Origin of the sequence: Pseudomonas bohemica (assembly GCF_002934685.1) — a bacterium.
Classification (GTDB): Bacteria; Pseudomonadota; Gammaproteobacteria; order Pseudomonadales; family Pseudomonadaceae; genus Aquipseudomonas; species Aquipseudomonas bohemica.
Window position 1 is genome coordinate 1 of record NZ_NKHL01000042.1, and the last position, 4,854, is coordinate 4,854.

4 protein-coding genes and 1 pseudogene are annotated in these 4,854 nt (G+C 53.1%); 1 reads left to right on the top strand and 4 read right to left on the bottom strand.

The window, feature by feature from the left end; translation table 11 throughout:
• Positions 1 to 149: 149 nt before the first annotated feature.
• Positions 150 to 445, top strand: a pseudogene (locus tag CE491_RS30530) (IS66 family transposase); the annotation flags it as partial.
• An 81-nt stretch (positions 446 to 526) separates the two neighbouring features.
• Here the strand turns inward: CE491_RS30530 and CE491_RS00285 are convergent.
• The 4 genes from CE491_RS00285 to CE491_RS00300 form a co-directional block, all read right to left on the bottom strand.
• Positions 527 to 970, bottom strand: coding sequence for an OmpA family protein (locus CE491_RS00285; RefSeq protein WP_110946398.1), 444 nt, complete (start codon positions 968 to 970; stop codon positions 527 to 529).
• Between the two features lie 76 nt (positions 971 to 1,046).
• Positions 1,047 to 2,264 (bottom strand): diguanylate cyclase domain-containing protein, encoded by a 1,218-nt coding sequence (locus CE491_RS00290; RefSeq protein WP_110946395.1) that lies wholly within the window; start codon positions 2,262 to 2,264, stop codon positions 1,047 to 1,049.
• A 16-nt stretch (positions 2,265 to 2,280) separates the two neighbouring features.
• Positions 2,281 to 2,856, bottom strand: coding sequence for a YfiR family protein (locus CE491_RS00295; RefSeq protein ID WP_110946396.1), 576 nt, complete (start codon positions 2,854 to 2,856; stop codon positions 2,281 to 2,283).
• A gap of 352 nt (positions 2,857 to 3,208) precedes the next feature.
• Entirely contained in the window at positions 3,209 to 4,288 is a 1,080-nt protein-coding gene (locus CE491_RS00300; protein WP_110946397.1) for a sensor histidine kinase, read from the bottom strand.
• Positions 4,289 to 4,854 lie beyond the last annotated feature (566 nt).

The following is a 4,854-nucleotide window of genomic DNA, read 5'->3' on the forward strand; positions in this document are numbered from 1 at the left end:
ATCAATTCAACGATGGGTTGGCTCCAGCGAGGGCCGAGGAAAAAACTTAACGTCGTGTCCGGGATTAGTTGACCACTACAACTTGCCTCAACTGTAACAACCGCTCGGAAGTCGCCCTATGGGATAAGAAGTTCAACTGCAATCAAGCAGGCATCAAGAAGCTTACTCACGAAATCGTGCAGCTCAGGCGATTGAAGTTTGCCAAGCGCAACGAGCAGATGAATCCTGGGTAGGCCAGCTTACTCGATGACTTGATATCGATATCGATATCGCAGCGATTGAATCCGAGCTCATGCCTGGCAAACAGCACCGGTGAGCACCGAAAAGCAAGCAAAAGCCCAAGCGCACTGCATCACCGGCTGAGTCTCCACGCACTTTGATGCATCACGAACCAGACAGTACATATGGCCCATGCGGCCGCGCGCTATATCGCATGGGCAGAAATCGAAAATAATCGCAGCCGGTGAATTACGAGCGATTGCCTATTCACGTGCAGTGAGGCGGTGATGCATCTTCACTCTTTGAGTCAGCTAGAGGGTACTACTAACGACACTCGGCGATTCTCTGTCCGACCAACGCTGGTCTGATTGTCTCCCACCGGCTGGCTGCTACCCAGACCGCGGATCTGGACGTTTTGCGGCTTCAGCCCAATGGCGATTAGAGCATTCCCGACGCTCCGAGCTCGTCGTTCAGAGAGGTCCTGATTATAAGCAGGTGTGCCGGACGCATCTGCATGACCATCCACTCTGACACTTTGGATATCCACGGAGAGCAGCGCCTTTCCTATGCGGTCTACAATCGCCAGGCTCTGACTGTTGAGGTTGTCTAAGTCGCTGCCAAACAGAACTTTTCCAGAAAGATCGAAAGCCCAACCATCGTCAGTCTGAGCGAAGCCCTCGCGCTTGAGTACGGCGATTTGTTCAGCGGATAGGCCATGAGGCATCGTCTGACAACCAGTCAGGCTAAGCATTACCAGTACAGCTGTAAGAAAAAAATAGCGTGAGAGTGCGAGCGAGCGGGTCACGAATAAGCTCCTGTGATTAGCATTACGGTCGACGCGCTGACTCTGGAGCCGAGCGACGTGTTCGTTTGGCCTGATACATTGCCACGTCTGCTGCATGCAACAACGCGACTGGGTCTCTGCCATCATCCGGGTAGAAGGCAAGGCCGATGCTAAGAGATGTGGTGATCGTTCTCCCATCCTTCAGAGCTATTGGTGTCTTCATGCTTGCAATGATCTGGTCAATTATTCGCTCCGCGTCTGCTCTGGACCGAAGTGGGTTAAGCAATACAGCGAATTCGTCGCCTCCAAGCCTTGCGACCAGATCGACCTCTCTCAACTGTCCTTTGACGCGGGCAGCAACGCTGATCAACACTTGGTCGCCAGCGGCATGTCCTAACGTGTCGTTAATCTGCTTGAAACTGTCACTGTCCAGGTACAGTACCGCCAGGTGCTCGCCAGTCTGCTCTGCGTAGGCTACGCCATGGGCCAAGCGGCTTTCAAACAAGGAGCGATTAGGCAAGCCAGTCAAGCCGTCGTGGCTCGCTTGGTGAACCAACGTCTCTGTCTCACGTCTGACATGGTTTTGCCACGTCTCCAGCTCCCCAAGGAGAGCGTTAAAGTCATCACCTAGCTCATTGAGCTCTGAAATGGGCGCTTCCGGTACGCGACGATCAAATCTGCGTTCGCTGCGCGCCTCATGGGCAACGCTTGCAAGGCTCCGTAAAGGTTGGATGATTTCATTCAGCAGGCGACGCGACAAATGACTGGCAAAGACTACGCTGAGTACAGTGGACAGCATTATGCCAACTAAGCCGCCAAGTAAGAACCGGAGCACGCTGGTACCTTGACCTGTGAGCTCAATGCGGCCAACGGGCTGCCCTAAATGCTCCACCGGTTGGCTGACTGGGTTTTCGAGCAAGGCTAGGGCGACCACTACCTCCAAGTGCTCAAACATACTTGTTCGAGGTTTTGTCCAATGAGCCAGCAGCGTACCATCCGCTGTAAAGACCTTCGCCTCTGCGACCTCCTCAGTCGAAGCAATTAATGTAAGACTCTCGTTGGCTGCTGCGCTGTCGTTGAATACGACTGCGGCTTCCACTGTGTAGTTGATGGAGCGGGCGATCAGCCGAAGATTATGGTTCGCATAAGCCTGCAGTGCGAATACCCCCAAAAGCGTGAGCAAGATGCTGGACAGACCCACGGCCAGCATCGCCACGCCCATATGCCCACGTGTAAGGGATGCTCTTAGAGTTGGTCGCATATTACTGCCCACGGTCTCACGATCTGCTCCCGCGTCGCTTCGACAGTTGAAGCACACTTGGGTGAATGCGTACGCCACTGCGAGCTACTGAATCCAGGTTCACTTCGAAGGTGACCTGTCCATCGGTCACATTCAGGCAAAACATGCTTCCGACCGTACAGGAATCATCGCTCTCACTAATACTCAAGATAGGGTGAGCGGAGATATCTCTAAATAGCTGTTGGCGCTGTAAGGTGTTTAGTCGACCGATGTACACGGCATCACAGGATTCTGGAATGCTCGGATCGCCGGCCAGCAGGCGGCGTGTCTGCAGAGGCTGCGCCGAATTCTGTACGTTACCTCGAATCAGATCATCGGCGTATTCGGTCGGGCCTATTAGGCATAAACGCAGCGTAGCTGGCTGTTGGGGCCATCGTGCGTAGCCAAAAATGCCCAGGACCACCTGAGTCACAGCTTTGGAGCGTTGCAGGGAAGAAGCAACAGTCGGCGTCTCATCCGCGTAAGCGCAGAAGGAAAGCAGCACGGCTAGAGCGGCCAGATAAGCCAGTATTGAGCGTGCGGCATTTCGATGGAGGAGGAACACACGATGCATTGGGTGCTCTTCATACCCAGGTTTGTACACCAATATAGCATAATATCATCATCGTGAAGTTAGATGAGCTTTCAGACTTTTGAAGTAAGGCTCAGGTGGGCTCGCCGGACACTTACGTCTGACCTGCAAGAGCATGCGCGCAATCGATCAGGTAGTGGATACGAGCCATCAGTTACGAACGAGTGGCAGAAAGGGCGCGGCGCGACATGTCCGGCTGCCACCGTGGTCGCATGATCGTCTAATCTGAGGTCCTGATGCCGGCTACGTGAACAGCAGTCGCGGGCGTCGCCACATCGGGGTTGTCCTCGTAGCCGTGCATATGGCAACCGCATTGTTAGGTAAGAAGACCTTATTACTGCTCGATCGGGGCGCGATCAAAATTGATTTCAACCTTAACACCGCATCCTGACTTCGACTCTACGGTCACGTTGGCCTTCGCATTCTGCTTTAACGATTTGACTATTAGCGAGCTGAGTTTGCCAGGCTTAGGCCATTCAACGCCATCAGGTAATCCGACTCCATCATCGGCCACCGTCACTCTGCAGCCCGTAGGAGTCACGAGACTGTGCAGTTGAATGGTTCCGCCGTCCCTTCCGATGAAAGCATGCTTCAGCGCGTTTGTGAGCAACTCGTTAACCACCAAACCGGCAGGCATCGCCGTATTTATCGAGGCTAGCCATGTATCAACTTTTGTCTCAATCCGAATACCCTGTGAAGCATGTGCATGCATAACCGCCGACGCAACTTCACTCAAGTAGATACCTAGATCTATCTCTTCCTCATGTTCAGTTTCAGAAAGGGAGTTATAGAGAAGGCCCAGCGCCTCTATACGTCCGGCCAACCTATCAAATCGTTCCTCCTCTTGACCCTCGGGAAGGTTTCGAGCTTCAAGTCGAATGAGGGCAGTAATCATCTGAAGATTGTTTTTCACGCGGTGTTGCAGCTCTCGCAATAAAGTGTCTTTATCTTCGATGCTAAGCTTCAGCTTTTCTATGTCGCCCTGCGTGCGCTCCCCTACTGCTACCAAAGCCACTAACCGAAAGGCTGGTATACCCTCATCATCCTGGATCTGATTGGACCACGCATCCACAACCGTGGCACTAGCGCCCGGATGAGGGATGTTGAATGCCCCTATGTAGTCAGTATCATAGACAACTGCATGTCCCAAAGTATGAGCATCCGCCCCCACTTCGAAGCCGTCAATCTGTTCCCATCCACCTCCCACGATGTCTTTGGCGCTCCGCCCTGAAAGACGCTCAAACTCTAGATTTGCGTACACGATGTTTTCAACGTGTCTCAGATCTGAGACGGCAATAGCTATAGGCACCTGATCCAAGAACTGCCGAAAATGTTCACTATCTAACGCTTCAGCAAGATCGGATGTTCCTGTCAGTTGCTCAATCTGTTCAGCTTTTTCGTCGTGATCATTCATGGGGTAATCTGACTAAATCAAATGAATGAAGCGTAGCAGACTACTCTGGGTGACGACAGTCCGCCCGCAAGCCTGCCAAGCATCGGTGTATGAGGTTGATGCACCATGCCTGACGCCCACTCACAAAATTGAGGCCTCCAGTGCATCGATAGCCGCTCACCGGGACACCTCGCGTAGAATGCGCGTCGAGGCCGGGTCGCTGTAGAAGTCGGCTGGCACAGTGAGCAGCCCGTGCACCGGATCGCTGAAAGCCAGCGCTTCTTGAGTAGCGACGTCCTGTTATACCGTTGCCGGTTAAGTCACTTGCGGCGGTGCTTCTTTTCAAGTTTCGATACCCATTACGAGTTGATAGCGAGCAGGAGCCACCCAGTCCGTAAATCTACCGATATCAAACGGCATAGAAGTTGACGACTGGAGGCCTGCCATCGGCAACCATTCGGCTGTTGGTTAACAGTGGCAAGAGTACGTACAGAAGTATAATAAGGGGTGAATCGCCCCTGGTTTCATAGACACCTCCAAGCCTCATAATGAGGCCCAAATAGGAGGTGCCATGAGTCGTCAGCGTT